The sequence below is a fragment of the Amycolatopsis melonis genome, assembly GCF_040064235.1.
Taxonomy (GTDB): domain Bacteria; phylum Actinomycetota; class Actinomycetes; order Mycobacteriales; family Pseudonocardiaceae; genus Amycolatopsis; species Amycolatopsis melonis.
This window is the reverse complement of the sequence record NZ_JBDZYD010000013.1, coordinates 239,648-256,062: the sequence shown is the minus strand read 5'-3', so window position 1 is coordinate 256,062 and position 16,415 is coordinate 239,648. Positions and strand designations below refer to the sequence as shown.

15 protein-coding genes are annotated in these 16,415 nt (G+C 71.1%); 10 read left to right on the top strand and 5 right to left on the bottom strand.

The window, feature by feature from the left end; all coding sequences use genetic code 11:
- Positions 1-213 precede the first annotated feature (213 nt).
- From ABJI51_RS32560 to purE, 4 genes are read left to right on the top strand one after another with little or no spacing between them, the layout of a single operon-like run.
- Positions 214-1,563, top strand: a complete 1,350-nt coding sequence (locus tag ABJI51_RS32560; protein ID WP_348954887.1) for a glycosyltransferase 87 family protein — start codon at positions 214-216, stop codon at positions 1,561-1,563.
- The gene (locus tag ABJI51_RS32555) at positions 1,538-2,746 is read left to right on the top strand and encodes a glycosyltransferase 87 family protein (RefSeq protein ID WP_348954886.1); all 1,209 of its coding nucleotides are present in this window, start codon (positions 1,538-1,540) and stop codon (positions 2,744-2,746) included. Before ABJI51_RS32560 ends, ABJI51_RS32555 begins: the two co-directional genes overlap by 26 nt.
- Before the next feature lie 13 nt (positions 2,747-2,759).
- A complete protein-coding gene (locus ABJI51_RS32550; RefSeq protein WP_348954885.1) occupies positions 2,760-3,944 on the top strand; it encodes a 5-(carboxyamino)imidazole ribonucleotide synthase in 1,185 nt (394 codons plus the stop codon).
- 14 nt (positions 3,945-3,958) lie between these two features.
- Positions 3,959-4,456 (top strand): 5-(carboxyamino)imidazole ribonucleotide mutase, encoded by a 498-nt coding sequence (gene purE, locus ABJI51_RS32545; protein WP_348954884.1) that lies wholly within the window; start codon positions 3,959-3,961, stop codon positions 4,454-4,456.
- A gap of 231 nt (positions 4,457-4,687) precedes the next feature.
- Here purE and ABJI51_RS32540 read toward each other — a convergent pair whose 3' ends face one another.
- On the bottom strand, positions 4,688-6,334 hold the full coding sequence (locus ABJI51_RS32540) for a class I adenylate-forming enzyme family protein (protein ID WP_348954883.1): 1,647 nt from the start codon (positions 6,332-6,334) through the stop codon (positions 4,688-4,690).
- A gap of 105 nt (positions 6,335-6,439) precedes the next feature.
- Between ABJI51_RS32540 and ABJI51_RS32535 the strand changes: the two genes are divergently transcribed.
- Positions 6,440-7,597, top strand: a complete 1,158-nt coding sequence (locus tag ABJI51_RS32535; protein WP_348954882.1) for an acyl-CoA dehydrogenase family protein — start codon at positions 6,440-6,442, stop codon at positions 7,595-7,597.
- A 97-nt stretch (positions 7,598-7,694) separates the two neighbouring features.
- On the opposite strand, the gene ABJI51_RS32530 is transcribed toward ABJI51_RS32535, so the two are convergent.
- Positions 7,695-8,078, bottom strand: a complete 384-nt coding sequence (locus ABJI51_RS32530) for a PASTA domain-containing protein (protein WP_348954881.1) — start codon at positions 8,076-8,078, stop codon at positions 7,695-7,697.
- A gap of 421 nt (positions 8,079-8,499) precedes the next feature.
- On the opposite strand from ABJI51_RS32530, the gene ABJI51_RS32525 reads away from it, so the two are divergent.
- The 3 genes from ABJI51_RS32525 (at position 8,500) to ABJI51_RS32515 (ending at position 10,746) form a co-directional block, all read left to right on the top strand.
- Positions 8,500-9,321 carry an esterase/lipase family protein gene (locus tag ABJI51_RS32525; protein WP_348954880.1) on the top strand — a complete coding sequence of 274 codons (822 nt, stop codon included), beginning with the start codon at positions 8,500-8,502 and terminating at the stop codon, positions 9,319-9,321.
- Between the two features lie 68 nt (positions 9,322-9,389).
- Positions 9,390-9,815 (top strand): hypothetical protein, encoded by a 426-nt coding sequence (locus ABJI51_RS32520; protein WP_348954879.1) that lies wholly within the window; start codon positions 9,390-9,392, stop codon positions 9,813-9,815.
- A 115-nt stretch (positions 9,816-9,930) separates the two neighbouring features.
- The gene (locus ABJI51_RS32515) at positions 9,931-10,746 is read left to right on the top strand and encodes a DUF1206 domain-containing protein (protein ID WP_348954878.1); all 816 of its coding nucleotides are present in this window, start codon (positions 9,931-9,933) and stop codon (positions 10,744-10,746) included.
- On the opposite strand, the gene ABJI51_RS32510 is transcribed toward ABJI51_RS32515, so the two are convergent.
- The gene (locus ABJI51_RS32510; protein ID WP_348954877.1) at positions 10,743-12,638 is read right to left on the bottom strand and encodes a GTP-binding protein; all 1,896 of its coding nucleotides are present in this window, start codon (positions 12,636-12,638) and stop codon (positions 10,743-10,745) included. The genes ABJI51_RS32515 and ABJI51_RS32510 overlap by 4 nt on opposite strands.
- Before the next feature lie 247 nt (positions 12,639-12,885).
- Here ABJI51_RS32510 and ABJI51_RS32505 point away from each other — a divergent pair, with 247 nt between their 5' ends.
- Entirely contained in the window at positions 12,886-13,326 is a 441-nt protein-coding gene (locus ABJI51_RS32505; RefSeq protein ID WP_348954876.1) for a DoxX family protein, read from the top strand.
- Between the two features lie 82 nt (positions 13,327-13,408).
- On the opposite strand, the gene ABJI51_RS32500 is transcribed toward ABJI51_RS32505, so the two are convergent.
- Positions 13,409-14,113 (bottom strand): TIGR03089 family protein, encoded by a 705-nt coding sequence (locus ABJI51_RS32500; RefSeq protein ID WP_348954874.1) that lies wholly within the window; start codon positions 14,111-14,113, stop codon positions 13,409-13,411.
- Between the two features lie 100 nt (positions 14,114-14,213).
- Between ABJI51_RS32500 and ABJI51_RS32495 the strand changes: the two genes are divergently transcribed.
- Positions 14,214-15,050 carry an NAD(P)H-binding protein gene (locus tag ABJI51_RS32495; RefSeq protein WP_348954873.1) on the top strand — a complete coding sequence of 279 codons (837 nt, stop codon included), beginning with the start codon at positions 14,214-14,216 and terminating at the stop codon, positions 15,048-15,050.
- Positions 15,051-15,060: 10 nt separating this feature from the next.
- Here the strand turns inward: ABJI51_RS32495 and ABJI51_RS32490 are convergent, their stop codons facing one another.
- Positions 15,061-16,395, bottom strand: a complete 1,335-nt coding sequence (locus ABJI51_RS32490; RefSeq protein ID WP_348954872.1) for an LCP family protein — start codon at positions 16,393-16,395, stop codon at positions 15,061-15,063.
- Positions 16,396-16,415 lie beyond the last annotated feature (20 nt).

Below are 16,415 nucleotides of genomic sequence, written 5' to 3'. Positions count from 1 at the left end.
AACGGCCCGTTGGGGGCTGGGGCCTCCCGAAGGGCCGGGGTCGTGAGTGAGAAACAGGGTTAGAACACTGTTTCTCACACACGACAAGCCGCGGCAGACCACCCAAGCCGGCGATCCGATGTTCGGCTTCGGTGGCGCCAGGCCGGATGCCCGCAAGCGCCGTTCGGCTCACCCTTCTGACCTGGACCACGGCAGTCATGATTTCCTGGTGAGGTGACCCGGACCGTACCCACCGACGCCGGCGGCCCAGTCGCGGCCAGACCCCAGCACCGCCTGGCCCTGCGGAAATCGCTCGCCCGCCTGTCCGTCCGCCCGCGGTCGATCCTGATCCTGTCGGTGATCCCGCTGGTGGCGATCGGGTACGGCATCTACGGCTGGCAGCACGACTGGGTGCTCGGCGTCGACAGCGCGGTCTACCGGGCCGGCGCGCTCACGCTGCTGCACGGCGATTCGCTCTACGACGCGAACACGCTGCCCAACGAGCCGTGGTGGGCGCTGCTGCCGTTCACCTACCCGCCGACGGCCGCGCTGATCTTCGTCCCGCTCGCCGCGTTCCCGACGCAGATCTCCTGGGGCCTGATCACCGCCGTCTCGCTGGGGGCGATGGCGCTGTCGATCCGGATCGCGATCGGCGCGCTGCCCCGCCCGGCCGCCGACGGGCCGCGCTGGTGGGCCTCGCCCGCCCGCTCGACCATCGTGTTCTTCCTGGTCTTCCTCGCCCTCGAGCCGGTGTGGCGGACGATCTTCCTCGGCCAGATCAACCTGATCCTGATGGCCATGATCATGCTGGACATGCTGGTCATCGGCGCCCGCGGGAGCCGGTGGGGCGGCGTGCTGGTGGGCGTCGCGGCGGCGATCAAGCTGACGCCGCTGGTGTTCCTCGGGCACCTGTTCGTCACGGGACGGCGGATGGACGCGATCCGCGGATTGGCCACGTTCGTGCTGCTCCAGGGCCTGATGTTCCTGGTCAACTCGCACGACGCGGCCAAGTACTGGACCGTCACGCTGCCCGACACCGGCCGGATCGGGCCGGTGCACTGGGCGGGCAACCAGTCGCTGAACGCGCTGATGAACCGGGCCACCGACCTCGCGCCGTGGGCGTCGAAGGCGGCGATGGGCATCGGCTTCCTGCTCGCCATCCCGGCGCTGTGGCTGCTGATGCGCTTCCACCGCAAGGGGCAGGCACTGGCCGCGCTGCTCGTCACCGCGTTCTGGACGCTGCTGATTTCGCCGATCTCGTGGACCCACCACTGGGTGTGGGTGATCCCGCTGATCGTGCTGCTGGTGTCGCGGCTGCCGAAGACCACCCCGAAGACGGCGTGGAAGCGCTGGGTCGGGACCGGGCTGGTGGCGTTCGTGTTCGTCAGCTGCGTGCTGCTGATCCTGCCGAACGGCCGCAACGTCGAGCTGCACTGGAAGGTGTGGCAGAACGTGCTCGGCGACGCCTACATCCTGATGCCGGTCGTGCTGGCCGCGGCGCTGATCCTGCGCTGGGGCCTGCTGCGGCGGGCGCGCCGGAAGACCGCAGCGGACGAGCATGCCGACGTCGCGACCGGCGTCTGAGGCGCGCACCGGCTGGGTTCTCGCCGGGGGTCTCGCGCTGCTCGTCTTGGCCTTCGGCGTGGTGGTCTGGCTGGCCGGGTGGCACGTGGGCGCGGACAGCGCCGTGTACCGCGCGGGGGCGTTGACGCTGGTCCACGGCGACCCGCTGTACACCCGTGACGTGCTGACCGCGCTGCCGGACTGGGTGCGGCTGCCGTTCACCTACACCCCGGCCGCGGCGCCGCTGTTCCTGCCGCTGGCGCTGGTGCCCTCCGGCCTCGTCTGGGGCGTGATCGCGTTTTTGTCGGTGGTCGCCCTTATGGTCGTCGTCACGGTGGTTTCGTCGCCGCCGGGGCACTCATCGCTTCTGGGAAGAAGCCGATGGGCGCTGCCGGCGGGAACGGCCGCCGCGCTGGCACTGGAACCGGTGTGGAAGACGCTGTTCCTCGGCCAGATCAACTTGATACTGATGGCGTTCGTGGTGCTGGACGTCCTGGTGCTCTCGGCGCGCGGGTCGCGCTGGGCGGGCGTGCTGATCGGCGTGGCGGCGGCGATCAAGCTCACTCCGCTGATCTTCGTGCCGCACCTGTTCTTCACGGGCCGGTGGAAGGACGGGCTGCGGGCGGTGGGCACGTTCGTGGCGCTCGAAGCGGTGATGTTCGCGGTCATCCCGGTCGACGCGGCGCGGTTCTGGCGGGATTCGGCGACCGACCCGAGCCGGGTCGGGTCGGTGCACTGGATCTTCAACCAGTCGCTCAACGGGCTGGTCAACCGGGCCACCCACCTGGCGCCCTGGTCGCTGGCGGTGGCGGTCGGGGTGGCGGCGGTGCTCGCCGTGCCCGCGGTGTGGCTGGTGGTGCGGCTGCACCGGCGTGGCGAGGACGCGGCGGCGCTGCTGGTGACGGCGTTCTACGGGCTGCTGCTGTCGCCGGTGTCGTGGTCCCACCACTGGGTGTGGTGCGTGCCCCTGATCACGCTGCTGGTGGTCAAGGCGCGGTGGTGGGCCGCCGCGGCGGTCGCGGCGCTGTTCGTCTCGCAGATCGTGATGCTGGTGCCCAACGGCGGCGAAACGGAGTTCGGCTGGGGCCTGGGCTGGTCCGTGCTGGGCAACGTTTACGTGCTCGCGGCGGCGGCAGGCATCCTGGGCCTGGCGGCACGTGAGCTTCGCCTGGTCCGGAGGTCACCGCAGGTGGTCACCGTCTAGGCTGATCGGCGCTATGGACAAGAACACCGGTCTGCCCGTCGTGGGCATGGTGGGCGGCGGCCAGCTCGCCCGGATGACGCACCAGGCGGCGATCTCGCTGGGCCAGTCCCTGCGCGTGCTCGCCGCGAGCGAGAACGAAGCGGCGGGGCTCGTCGCGGGCGACGTCATGCTGGGCCACCACACCGACCTCGACGCGCTGCGGAAGTTCGCGTCCTCGGTCGACGTGCTCACCTTCGACCACGAGCACGTGCCGGGCGAGCACCTGCTGACCCTGGCGATGGAGGGCTTCGCCATCCGGCCGGCGCCTTCCGCGCTGGGCTTCGCGCAGAACAAGCTGGTGATGCGCGAGATGATGGCCGGGCTCGACGTGCCGGGCCCTGCCTTCGCCGAGGTGTCGTCGGTGGACGACGTGGTGAAGTTCGGCGGCGAGCACGGCTGGCCGGTGGTGCTCAAGGCGTCGAGCGGCGGCTACGACGGCCGTGGTGTCTGGATGCTGGACACCGCGCAGCACGCGCGGGAGACCGTGCCGGAGCTGCTGGAGGCGGGCACACCGCTGCTGGTCGAGGAGAAGGTGGCGATGCGGCGGGAGCTGTCCGCACTCGTCGCCCGCTCGCCCTTCGGCCAGGGTGCGGCGTACCCGGTGGTGGAGACGGTGCAGAGCGGCGGCATCAACACCGAGGTCCTCGCCCCGGCGCCGGGGCTCTCGCCCGAGCGCGTGCACGAGGCGCAGGATCTGGCGCTGCGGATCGCGGCCACGCTGGACGTGACCGGGCTGCTGGCGGTGGAGCTGTTCGAGACCGACGCCGGGCTGCTGGTCAACGAGCTGGCGATGCGCCCGCACAACTCCGGGCACTGGACCATGGACGGCGCGCGCACGTCGCAGTTCGAGCAGCACCTGCGTGCGGTGCTCGACTACCCGCTTGGCCGGACGGACCTGGTCGCGCCGGCGTGCGTGAGCGCGAACGTGCTGGGCGCGCCGGAGCTGCCGGAGATGGGCCCGGACGAGCGGCTGCACCACCTGTTCGCGCGCTACCCGGAGGCCCGGGTCCACCTGTACGGCAAGCAGGAGCGCCCGGGACGCAAGCTCGGGCACGTCAACTTCACCGGCGAGCGCATGGACGACCTGCGCAACCGAGCGCTGCTGTCGGCGCACTGGCTGTCCCACGCCGTCTGGCTCGACGGCTACGAGATCCACTGACGGGAGAAATCGCTATGGCGCCGCAGGTGGGCGTGATCATGGGCAGCGACTCGGACTGGCCGGTCCTGGAGGCGGCGGGCGCAGCGCTGGACGAGTTCGGCATCGAGTACGAGGTCGGCGTGTACTCGGCCCACCGCACCCCCCAGCGCATGCTGGACTACGCGACCTCGGCGGCGTCACGAGGATTGAAGGTGATCATCGCGGGCGCAGGCGGCGCGGCCCACCTCCCGGGCATGGTGGCCTCGGCAACGGTCCTGCCGGTGATCGGCGTCCCGGTCCCGCTGAAGTACCTGGACGGCATGGACTCGCTGCTGTCGATCGTCCAGATGCCGGCAGGCATCCCGGTGGCCACGGTCTCGGTGGCCGGAGCCCGCAACGCGGGCCTCCTGGCAGTCCGCATCCTGGCGGCATCGGACGAAGGCCTCCAGCAGAAGGTGGCCCGCTTCCAGGCGGACCTGGAGAAGCTGGTCCTCGACAAGGACGCGGCCCTGCGCGAGAAGACGGGTCACTAGAGGGGCAAGGCAGTCAGCCGGTCACCGCCGGCGACGCCTGCCTCGCTCAGCGGCCGCTCGTCGTCGTCGGCATACAGGTACCCCCTGGGCCGGGCTGGTTCCGGTTTTCCGGAGCAGCCTGCCGGTATGACTGTCCTGGAGGGCCGGCATGGCCTGGCTCCAGCCGCTCGCCTGCGTCGTCGAGTGGCCCTGCCACTTTCGGCATCCCGGTCGCGGACGTCCGTTGTTCGGTCATCCGAGCTGCTCCCGCAGCTGCCGCTTCAGCACCTTCCCGGCGGCGGACACCGGGATCTGCGCCACGACGTGGATCTCCCGCAACCGCTTGTACGGCACCACTTTCTCGTTGACCGCGGCCATCAGCTCCTCGGCGTCCAGCGCACCGCGCGGCACCACGAACGCGACCGGCAGCTCGCCCACCTCGGTGTCCGGGCGGCCCACCACCGCGGCCGCCGCGACGCCTGGCATTGTCACCAGCAGCTCCTCCAGCTCGCGGGGGAACACGTTGTAGCCCTTGTACAGCAGCATGTCCTTCTTGCGGTCCACGATGGACAGATAGCCGTCCGGGTCGAGGATGCCGATGTCGCCCGTGTGCAGCCAGCCGCCTGCCAGTGCCTCTGCCGTCTCCTCGGGGCGGTTGCGGTAGCCCAGCATGATCTGCGGGCCGCGCAGGCACACCTCGCCCCGCTCGCCCGGCGGCAGCGGGGCGTCGCCGCCCTCGGGCGGGATGATCTTGACCTCCGTGTCGAAGATCGGCACGCCCACCGAACCCACCTTGCGGGTGCCCGAGCGGTACGCCGGTGACAGCACCGCGCCCATCGTCGCCTCGGTGAGGCCGTAGCCCTCGCTGATCACCACGTCCGGGAACCGCTCGCGCAGCGCGTTGATCATCGCGTGGTTCATCGGCGCCGCGCCCGAGCCGATCGAGCGGACCGACGACAGGTCGGCGGTGTGGAACGACGGCGTCGCGAGCAACGCGGCGAACAGCGCCGGCGCACCGCCGATGCCGGTGATGCGCAGCCGCTCGGCGTCGGCGACGTACGCCGCCGGGTCGAAGCGCGAGTGCAGGACGATGGTCGTCCCGGTGAGCACCGCCGCGCTGAGGCCGCCGATGATGCCCATCGCGTGGAACCACGGTGTCAGGTTGATCGCGACGCCGGTGCCCAGGCGCGTCGGCCACTCGTCCTCGCTGCCGATCTGGTCGAGCGTGACGTCGCCGCGGGCGTCGAGCGCCGGCACCGAGCCGGTGCCCCAGCACGCGTACTGCAGCGTGTTGACCACGACGTTGCGGTGCGACAGCCGCACGCCCTTCGACCGGCCGGTGGTGCCGCCGGTGTACGCGAGGTGCGCGAGGTCCGCGTGGACGTCGATCTCGGACGGCGGGCGCGTCTCCGGCTGCGCCGCGTGGAACGCCTCGAACTCGACGGCGCCTTCGGGCAGGTCTCCGTCGGGGTTCACCACGACGGTCAAGCGCGCGGGGATGCGGTCGGCGACGCTCGCCAGGGTGGCGGGGCCGTCCGTGACGACCGCCGCGGCCTCGCAGTCGGCGAGCTGGACCGCGAGGTCGTCCGGCGGGAGCAGCGGGTTCGCCGGGCTGAAGGTCGCGCCGGCCAGCAGCGTGCCGTAGTAGGCGACCGGGAAGGCCAGGCAGTTCGGCAGGTGCAGCGCGACGACGTCGCCGCGGCCGATGCCCCGCTCCTGCAGCGCGTGGGCGAAGCGGCAGGCCGCCCGATACGTCTCGGCGAAGGTGAGGCTGCGGCCTTCGTGGGCGAAGGCGGTCCGGCCGCCCCAGCGCGCGGCGCCCGCCGCGAGGATCGAACCGGCCGGGACCTCGGGATAGTCCAGCGAAGCGGGCAGGCCGGGCGGCGCGGTGAGCGGCATCACCCGACCATACGAATTCTGCGGTCAACGACACAAGGACGGACGCTGTGAACGAGCGCTAACATCGACAGATCCCTCCCGACGTCGTAGAGAAGGTGACCGGAAGTGACCGACGGCCTGTACCAGCTTGCCGAGGAGCACGAGGAGCTGCGGGCCGCGGTCCGGGCTCTGGCCGAGAAGGAGATCGCGCCGTACGCGGCCGAGGTCGACGAGCAGGAGCGCTACCCGATCGAGGCGTACAACGCGCTGGTCAAGTCCGGGTTCAACGCCGTGCACATCGGCGAGGAGTACGACGGCCAGGGCGCGGACGCCGTCGGTGCCTGCATCGTCATCGAAGAGGTCGCCCGGGTGGACGCGTCGGCGTCGCTGATCCCGGCGGTCAACAAGCTGGGGACGCAGCCGATCATCCTCTCGGCTTCGGAGGACCTGAAGAAGCTCGTGCTGCCGTCGATCGCGTCGGGCGAGGCTTCGGCGTCGTACGCGCTTTCGGAGCGCGAGGCCGGTTCGGACACCGCGTCGATGCGCACGCGCGCCCGGCTCGACGGCGACCACTGGGTGCTCAACGGCACCAAGTGCTGGATCACCAATGCGGGTGAATCCTCGTGGTACACGGTGATGGCCGTGACCGACCCGGACGCGGAGAAGAAGGCCAACGGCATCTCGGCGTTCGTCGTGCACAAGGACGACCCGGGCTTCTCGGTGGGCCCGAAGGAGAAGAAGCTCGGCATCAAGGGCTCCCCGACGCGCGAGATCTACTTCGAGAACTGCACGATCCCGGCCGACCGCATCATCGGCGAGCCGGGCACGGGCCTGAAGACGGCGCTGCGCACCCTGGACCACACCCGCCCGACGATCGGCGCGCAGGCACTGGGCATCGCACAGGGCGCCCTCGACGCGGCGATCGCGTACGTGAAGGACCGCAAGCAGTTCGGCAAGGCGATCGCGGAGTTCCAGGGCGTCCAGTTCATGCTGGCCGACATGGGCACCAAGATCGAGGCGGCCCGCCACCTGGTGTACGCCTCGGCGGCGGCGAGCGAGCGCGGCGACAAGCGCGCGGGCTTCATGGCCTCGGCGGCGAAGGCGTACGCGTCCGACATCGCCATGGAGGTGACAACGGACGCGGTCCAGCTGTTCGGCGGCGCCGGCTACACCCGCGACTTCCCGGTCGAGCGCATGATGCGCGACGCGAAGATCACCCAGATCTACGAAGGCACGAACCAGATCCAGAAGGTCGTCATGGCCCGCGCCCTGCTCAAGGGCTGATTCTGCGCAGGCCGGACCACTTCGGCGGTGGGTGTTCCGTCAGCTGACGGAACACGGACGGAACACCCACCGGTCGATCGCCTGCCGGAGCCGTCGGCTAGCACTTGTCCGCGTACAGGGTGATGACCGTGTTCGCGTCGACCTCGGTGCCCGCCTTCGGGTCCTGGCCGGTCTGACACCAGTTCCTGTCCAGCACCATCATGCGGCCCTTGCCGGTCGAGTCGACCTCTCGCAGGTTGTACAGCCCGGCCGCCTGCATCTTGTCCTGGGCGTCCTGGTGGTTCATCCCGGACACGTCCGGCACCGTGATCTTCGCTGCCGTGGCGGCGGACGTGGCGGGCACCGACGCTGTCACCGTGACGGGCCTCTGCTGGTTGCTCGGCGTGCCGGCCGTGCACGCGGTGGCGAAGGCCCCGGCTGCCAGCACGGCGGCGGCAACGTTCGTCTTGCCGGGCATGCGATTTCGGTCTGTCGTGTCCACGCAGATCAATCTCGCGTTGATCTTGCCCGCTGTTACGGCCCGGCTCGTGGTGTGCCGGCACAGCCGGGCAACCACGTCAAGTACGCCGTTCCCCGCGCAGGGAGCGGCCACCAAGCCGCGGGCCGGAAACGGCGGACCAGACCTGGCTGCCACCTTCCAGTCTTCCGGAGATCACCATCCGCGGGCAAGGGCGCTCCCCTTCACGCAGAATCTCGCGAGAAATGACCCACCAGGGGGAGGTCCGGAGCAAGTTACTCGCGCGTTAAGCCCTCGGTGACGTGGATCACCATCGGTTCACAGAGAGGTGAAGCGGATGGGCGCAAGGACGCGCAGGTGGCTCGGAGCGGCGATCGCCGCGGCAACGACGGTCGCTCTGGGGGCAGGGGCCGCACAGGCTGCCGAGAAGGAACCCACGGGGCCCGTGCAACCCAACATCCTCACGGCTGCCGCCTACTCGCTCGCGGCGCCCACCATTGCTCCTCCCGGGGCGAACGACTGGAACTGCAAGCCCTCCGACCGGCATCCCAACCCCGTGCTGCTCTCCAACGGGACCACCGCGAGCGCCTACGAGAACTGGGCGCACCTCTCGCAGAAACTCGCCGACGCCGGTTACTGCGTCTTCGCGGGCAATTTCGGCGGGGCGCCCGGGGCCTTCCTGCAGACCGTCGGGCCGGTGGCGGACACCGCGAAAGCGCTTGCGGCCTTCGGGGAGAAGATTCTCCAGGCCACCGGGGCGAGCAAGCTCGACGTCGTCGGGCACTCGCAGGGCGGGATGAACGTCCGGTACTGGATCAAGTATCTCGGCGGGGCGGACAAGATCAGCAGGCTCGTCGGGCTGTCGCCGTCCAACCACGGCACCGATCTCTTCGGCCTGCTCAGCACCCTCGAAATGATTCCCGGAGTGCCGGCCGGGCTCGGGGCCTTCTGCCAGGCGTGCAACGACCAGGCCGTCGGGTCGGACTTCCTCACCGACCTCAACGCCGGTGGCGAAACCGTGCCCGGCATCCAGTACACCGTCATCCAGACCCGCTACGACGACGTCGTCACGCCGTACACCAGCGCCTTCCTGAAGCCCGCGCCGAACGTGCGGAACATCCTGCTGCAGAACGTCTGCGTGCTCGACTTCACCGACCACCTCGGCATCACCTACGACCCGGTCGCCGAAGGACTGGTTCTCAACGCGCTCGACCCGGCGCACGCCACGCCGCCGCCGTGTGTCCCTGTGCCGCCCGTCATCGGCTGAGTTTCGCCACATGAGACATAACCCACCGCCGGGGCGGATTTCCGCTCCGGCGGTGTCACCCTCGAAGCATGTACTGGCCGGTTCCGGCGTCCTGGACGCCCCACGACGAAGCCGAGCTGGTCGCCGGCTGGCGGCTGTGGCTCGAGCTGTCCGACCGCGCCTGGCCGACGGCCGCCTGGGACGGGACCCCGGCAGGCGCCGTCCGCCAGCTGCGTGACCTGCTCGCCGCGTGCGACGAGATCGAGACGGCCTACCGCGCGGCCGCCGCCGAGCCGTCGCCCGGGTTCCTGAGCCTGACCCAGGGCCTCGCGGTCACGGCGGGCTCGGCGATCTCCCTGTGGTTCGACGACTTCGACCAGCTCGACGGCGAGCGCGCCGCCCTGCTGCACGAGGACCTCGCGCGGTTCGCCGAGCAGGCCGAGCAGGTGCTGACGCTGCTGGCGGTCAACGGCGGCTGGGCCGGTCTCGACGAGGTGCGGCGCCGCCCCGCCTAGGAGTGCGCCCGGTAGCCGTCCGGTCGCGCAGCCACACCGGAATCGTCCTATCGCCACAGTGAATTGCGCCGCACAGCCCAACGGTTCCCCGTCCCGCGTGGGTACTCAACGGGGCATGAACCGGACAGAGGCCACCGCCGAAAGAGGCGAGAAGAGCAACACCGCGCAGCTGCTCGGCCGCATCGGGATGGCGTGCTACGGGGTCGTGCACCTCGTCGTCGCCTTCCTCGCGCTGCAGGTCGCCTTCGGCGACAGTGAACAGGCGGACCAGAAGGGTGCGCTGCAGCAGATCGGCTCGACCGCCTTCGGGCAGGTCCTGCTCTGGATCATGGCCGTCGGGCTCGTCCTGTTCGGGCTGTGGCAGTTCCTGATGGCCGCCACCGGCTACGAGTGGGTCCACGGCGGGAAGCGGACACGCAAGCGGATCGGCGCCGCCGCGCGCGGGGTCGTCGTGATCGTGCTGGGCTTCACCGCCTTCCGGCTCGCCACCGGCACCTCCAGCGGGCAGTCCAGCAGCCAGAACCAGCAGGAGTTCACCGCCAAGCTGCTGTCGCTGCCCGCGGGTCCCGTCCTGATCGTCCTCGCCGCCGCCGGGGTCGCCGGGGTGGCGATCGCGGCCGCGGTCAAGGGCGCCAAGCAGAAGTTCCTCGAAGACCTCGACACGCGTGAGCTGCCCGGGCCGTCGCGCCGCTGGGTCGGCTGGCTGGGCACCACCGGGTACCTCGCCAAGGCCGTCGTCTTCGCCGTGGTGGCGGTCCTGCTGGCCATCGCCGGTTTCAACGCCGACGCGCACAAGGCCGGCGGGCTGGACGCGGCGCTCAAGACGCTCGCCGCCCAGCCCTTCGGCACCGTGCTGCTGACCGTGGTGGCGCTCGGGCTCGCCGCCTTCGGTGTCTACTGCTTCGCCGCCGCCTGGGCGCACAAGCGCTAGCGCCGGGCCACCTGCGCGAGGTATTCCCTGCGGTTCAGCGGGTTGTGCCCGGCCCTACCCCGGACCGGCGGCGGGCCGGGGTAGGGCCGGTACTCGGCGAACTCGCTGAGGAAGACCCCTTCGCCCTGGGTGAGCGCGGGCAGGGCCTGCTCGAACTCGTGCACGTGCTCGGCCGGGATGGTGCCGTGCAGCGTGGACGACGTCGTCCCCGTGACGGCTTCGCCGGGCACCGCGCGCAGGTCCGCGAGCTTGAGCAGTACCGCGCTCACGGCGTTCGACGGCACTTCCAGCTCGAACCGGTGCACCGGCTCGTGCACCCGCGTGCCGGCCTGCCGCAGGGCCGTCATCAGCACCAGCGGCGTCATCTTGCGGAAGTCGCCCGCGGTGCTGAGCGGGCTGTAGAACGCGGTGTGGGTCAGCGTGACGGCGCAGTCGAGCACCTCCCAGCCGTAGAGGCCCTGCTCCAGCGTCGCGTGCACGGCCTCCTCGATCGCCTTGTGGAACGCCAGCGGCAGCGACCCCAGCTCGACCGACAGCCCGAAGGTGACCCCGGAACCGGGCTCGACGCGCAGCCCGACCGTCGCGAAGAAGTACAGCCGCTGCTCGGGATCGAGGTCTTCGACGGCCTCACCGCGCCCGACCGGCTTCTCGACGTACAGGGTGCGCGTCTGCTCGAAGGTGACGTCGATCCCGTCACCCTCGGCCAGCATCGAGCGCAGCACCTCCTTCTGCACTTCGCCGTAGAGCCGCACCGAGACGTCGTGGCCGTGGCGGCGCACGGCGATCAGCGGGTCCTCTTCGGACAGTCGCGTCAGCGCCGCGTACAGCGCACTGGCCTGCTCCGGCCGGACCGGGCGCACCACGGTCTCCAGGCTCGGCGGCGCGAACACCCCGCGGTCCGCGGCGCCGGGGGAGCCGAGCCGGTCGCCGATCCGGACCTCCCGCAGCCCGCGCACCTGGGCGACGTCCCCGGCGAGCGCGACGTCGTCGTCGCCCGCGACGCGCACCGCGGACACCCGGCCGGTCAGCTCGGTTTCGCCGCGGTAGAAGGAAATCCGCTGCCGCGGCGCCAGTGAACCGGAGTGCAGGCGGGCGTAGGCGATCTTCTCCCCGGCACGGCCGCGGTCGATCTTGAACACCGTCGCGTGCAGTGGCCCGGCGCCGGTGCGCTCGGCGGACGGCAGCAGCTCGGTCATCGCCGTGACCAGTGCGCCGACGCCGGTGCCGGTGATCGCCGAGCCGTAGAGCACCGGATGCAGGTCGCCGTGTGCGACCTGGCGGGCCAGTTCGGCGCGGCACGCGGCTTCGTCGGCGCGATCCTCCACATAGGACTCCAGGAACGCGTCGTCGCCGTCGGCGAGCACCTCGGCCAGGTCGGCGGGCAGCGACGGCGTGCTCACCGCGTCCGGGGTCCCGAGGCCGGTGACCGTGCTGAGCGCGACCGTGCGCGGCGCCAGCTTGGCGCGGACGTCCGCGAGCAGGTCCCTGGCACCCATCCGGTCGATCTTGTTCACGAAGACGAGCGCCGGGATGCCGAGCCGGCGCAGCGTGCGCATCAGGACCCGGGTCTGGGCCTGGACGCCTTCGACGGCCGACACCACCAGCACCGCGCCGTCGAGCATGCGCAGGGCGCGCTCGACCTCGGCGACGAAGTCCGAGTGGCCCGGGGTGTCGATCAGCGTGATCCGGGTGCCGCCGGTCACGAACGACACCACCGCGGAGCGGATGGTGATGCCGCGACGGCGTTCGAGCTCGAGGGAGTCGGTCTGGGTGTCGCCGCGGTCGACGCTGCCGAGGCGGTCGATGACGCCCGCTTCGAAGAGCAGGCGCTCGGTCAGGCTGGTCTTACCGGCGTCGACGTGCGCGAGAATGCCGATGTTCAGGGTTTTCACGGTCGTGGGAGATCCTTTGTGATGCGGGTGACAGGCCGGGTCGGACGGTCTGTCGGCGCATCGGGGCCTCCTCACGGTCGGGGACGCAGGTCAGGGCGAAGATAGCGCTGCCGCGGGTTCTGGGGGAACCGATTTTCTCCCTGTCGGTTCCCTGTCGATCACCCTCCGGAGCTTCGGGGCGGGGCGCCCGGTGCCCTACTTTGGGTCGGGTCAGTTGAAATTTCACCTACCGGGGAGCTGAAACCGGATGTTCGGACGATTCAAGGACGTGGCCCTGTTGCTGGGGAGGATCGGCGTCGCGGTCGTCTTCCTCGCGCACGGGCTCCAGAAGTGGAACAACGGCGTCGGCGGCACGGCGAAGTTCTTCGAGATGGCGGGCATCCCGCTGCCCACGGCGGCCGCGGTCTTCGCGATGACCGTCGAAATCCTCGGCTCGGTCGCGTTCATCATCGGGTTCCTGCTGCCGCTGGTCGGCATCGGCTACGTCGTGATCTCGGTCGGCGCGCTGCTCTCGGTGCACATCGACAACGGCCTGACCGGCCAGGGTGGCTACGAGCTGGTCCTGGTGCTGGCACTCGCCGGGCTCGCGCTCGGCTTCAACGGCGGGCGCCTCTCGCTGGACCACCTGTTGTGGGGCCGCAAGCGCGCCCGCCGCGAGTCCCCGGCCGGCGAACTCCAGAACGCCTGACGCTCACGCCGGGAGGTCTGCCGCGGCTTGTCGTGAGTGAGAAACAGTGTTCTAACCCTGTTTCTCACTCACGACCGCGGTTTTACGCCGGGAGGTCCGCCGTGGTGCGTTCGGCGTCGCGGCGTGAGGCCAGTTTCGCCGGGTCCGCGTTGCTCACGTGGACCAGGTGGGTGCCCGCCACCAAGGGGACGAGCAGGCCGTCGAGGATGCCCTCCGGCCCGCTCCAGTCCCGGGTGGACAGTACGCGGTCGCCTGCGGTGAGGCCGAGTTTCGCCGCGCGGGCACGGGCTTCCGCCAGCACTTCGTCCACAGTGGAGTCGAACAGGGCAGCGGTGTTCCCGGGGACCGGGAAGAGCGGGCTGAACCGGTCGCCTGCCAGCCGGGCCTCGGACAGGTAGTCGAACGCGCCGCCGCCCGGCGGTTCGGCGAGGCCGCGGCCCATCGGGTCGAGCGTCACGACGGCGGTCGCGGCCGCGCCGGTCGGCTCGGGGTCGTCCGGCCCGACGAACGCCACCCGCGCGCCGGTGCCGTCGTGCACCACGCGCGCCCCGCACCACCACGCCCCGAGCAGCACGCCGACGGTCTGCCAGTGCGCCGGGAGCTGCACCGCCACGGCGTCGCCCGGTTCGACGTCGAACTCCTCGGTCAGCCAGTTGGCCGTCTTCGCCGCCCAGTTGGCGGTCGTCGCGACGGACAGCTCGACGCGGCTGCCGAGCTGGTCGTCGTAGTGGGTGATCAACGGTTGGGCGGCCGGCAGCGGGCGCAGCAGCTCGTCGGTCAGGCTCATGCCGACAAGGCTAAGACGCTTCGCCGGTTGACACCCGATCAGGCTCCCGGTTAGCTTTGTTTTGTAAGCAAAGCTATTAGTCGAAGCTGGGGGATCACCTATGACCATCCTTGTCACCGGCGCCCGCGGACACGTCGGGCGCGCCGTCCTCGAAGCCCTCGTCGCCGCAGGTCAGGACGTGCGCGCGTCGAGCCGCGACGCGACGACGCTCGACGTCCCGGACGGCGTCGCGAAGGTGAGCGCGGACCTGGAGGACGCCTCGACGCTGGACGCCGCCCTGGAGGGAGTGTCCGGGGTGTTCCTGTACACGCGGCCGCAGGGTGTCGACGGCGTCGTGAAGGCGGCCGAAGCGGCCGGGGTGCGGCACGTGGTGCTGCTGTCGTCGGCGGCGACGCTCGAACCGGAAGCGGCGCAGGGCCGGATCGCGGCGCTGCACCACGCGGCGGAGCAGGCGGTGACGGCGGCGTCGTTCGCGTCGACGGTGCTGAACCCGGGCGCGTTCGCGACGAACACGCTGGCCTGGCGCGCGGACGTCGCGGAGGGCGTGGTCCGCACGGCGTACCCGGACGCCCGGATCGGCGCGATCCACGAGCGCGACATCGCCGACGTCGCGGCCCGCATCCTGATCGACGGCTCGCACGACGGCGAATCGCTCCCGCTGACCGGCCCGGAGCCGATCTCGTTCCGCGAGCAGGCGGAGGTGCTGGCGGACGTCCTCGGCAGGCCGCTGCGGCTCGAAGAGCTGACGGCCGAGCAGGCGATCGAGCGGATGCTGGCGCTGGGCTGGCCGCCGGAGGTGCCGCAGTCGGTCCTCGACGCGTGGAAGCGGACGGTGAGTGAGCCGTCGCCGGTGACGGACGTGGTCCGCGAGGTGACCGGCGCGGCGCCGAGGACGTTCCGGCAGTGGGCGGAGGACCACCGCGCGGACTTCGCCTGACCGCCCAGGGTCAGTTGACGCAGGGGACCCCGGGGGAGGCTTGGAGCAGCGGCGCCGCGGCGGGGGCGGCGCCGCTGCCCGAGCCGCCGTTCGCCGCGATCGGGCCCGCCAGGCCGCCGCCCGTCGAGCCGCCGCCCGTCGAGCCGCCGCCCGTCGAGCCGCCGCCCGTCGTCGAACCGCCCGGTGCCGCCCGGCCCGCCAAACCCGCCACGAACTGCCGCACCGCCTGCACGTCGATCTGCACGATGCTCTGGCCGTCCTCGCTGCGGCCGTTCGCCGTGATCACCGGGATTGTCGCGAACGTCAGGTCGCCCGAGGCGATTCCCTTGGCCTGCTGGGCGAACTGCAGCAGGTCCAGTCCCGGGTCCAGGGTCAGCGACCGGTGGACCGCGTCCATCAGCCCGTTCAGCGTGCCCGGGCTGGTCAGCGTGCCCGCCGACAGCACCTGGTGCAACGCCGACGACAGGAACGCCTGCTGTCGCACGATGCGGTCGAGGTCGCCGCGGGGGAGGTTCTTGCGCTGGCGGACGAACGACAGTGCCTCGCCGCCCGATACCGTCTGCTCGCCTCGGCGGAAGTTCGCGCCCGAGTCCTTGTCCTCGGTTGCGTGGTTGAGGCACACCTTGACGCCGCCGAGTGCCTCGGTCAGCAGGTAGAAGCCCAGCAGGTTGATCTCCGCGTAGTGGTCGATGCGCACCTGTGTCAGGTCCTGCACCGCCTGCACCAGGACCCGGCGGCCCTCGCTGTCGGAATCACGCTCGATCTTCGCCTGGTCGCGCTCGCCCTGCCCGCGCAGCTGCTGCGCGAAGTGCGCCTTCGCGATGCCGTACGCCGAATTGATCTTCGCCGGGCCGCGGCCCGGGATCGCCGTCCACGTGTCGCGCGGGATCGACACCGCCGACGCCTTGCCGCCGTTCTTCGGCAGCCGCAGCAGGATCACCGTGTCGGTGTTCACCGCGCCGTTGTTGGCTTCCGTGCGCAGCTGCCGCAGCATCCGCGGCGGGAGCGCGTTGCCCTGCGCGTCCGTCCGCGCGTCGCTGCCGACCAGCAGGATGTCCTCCGCGCCGTCGTCCGCCGGTGGCGGTGCCGGCTCGCCGGCCCGCGGGGTGAGCGCGTCCGTCGTCGGGACCGTGCTCTGCAGCTGGTCCTTGGTGACGTACGCGTAGCCGCTGGCGCCGAGCGCGAGCAGCGACACCAGCCCGGCCGCGACCCGGCGGGTCACCCGCCCGGCCCGCCGCGCCCGCGACGGTGCCGGTGGCCGCCGCGGAAACGGCGATGGCTTCCACTCGTTGCTCTCCGTCACCGTCTCGGCGACGGCGTCCGGCTCTTCCTGCTGGTCTTCCACCCTGGCTTACCTCCCCCGAC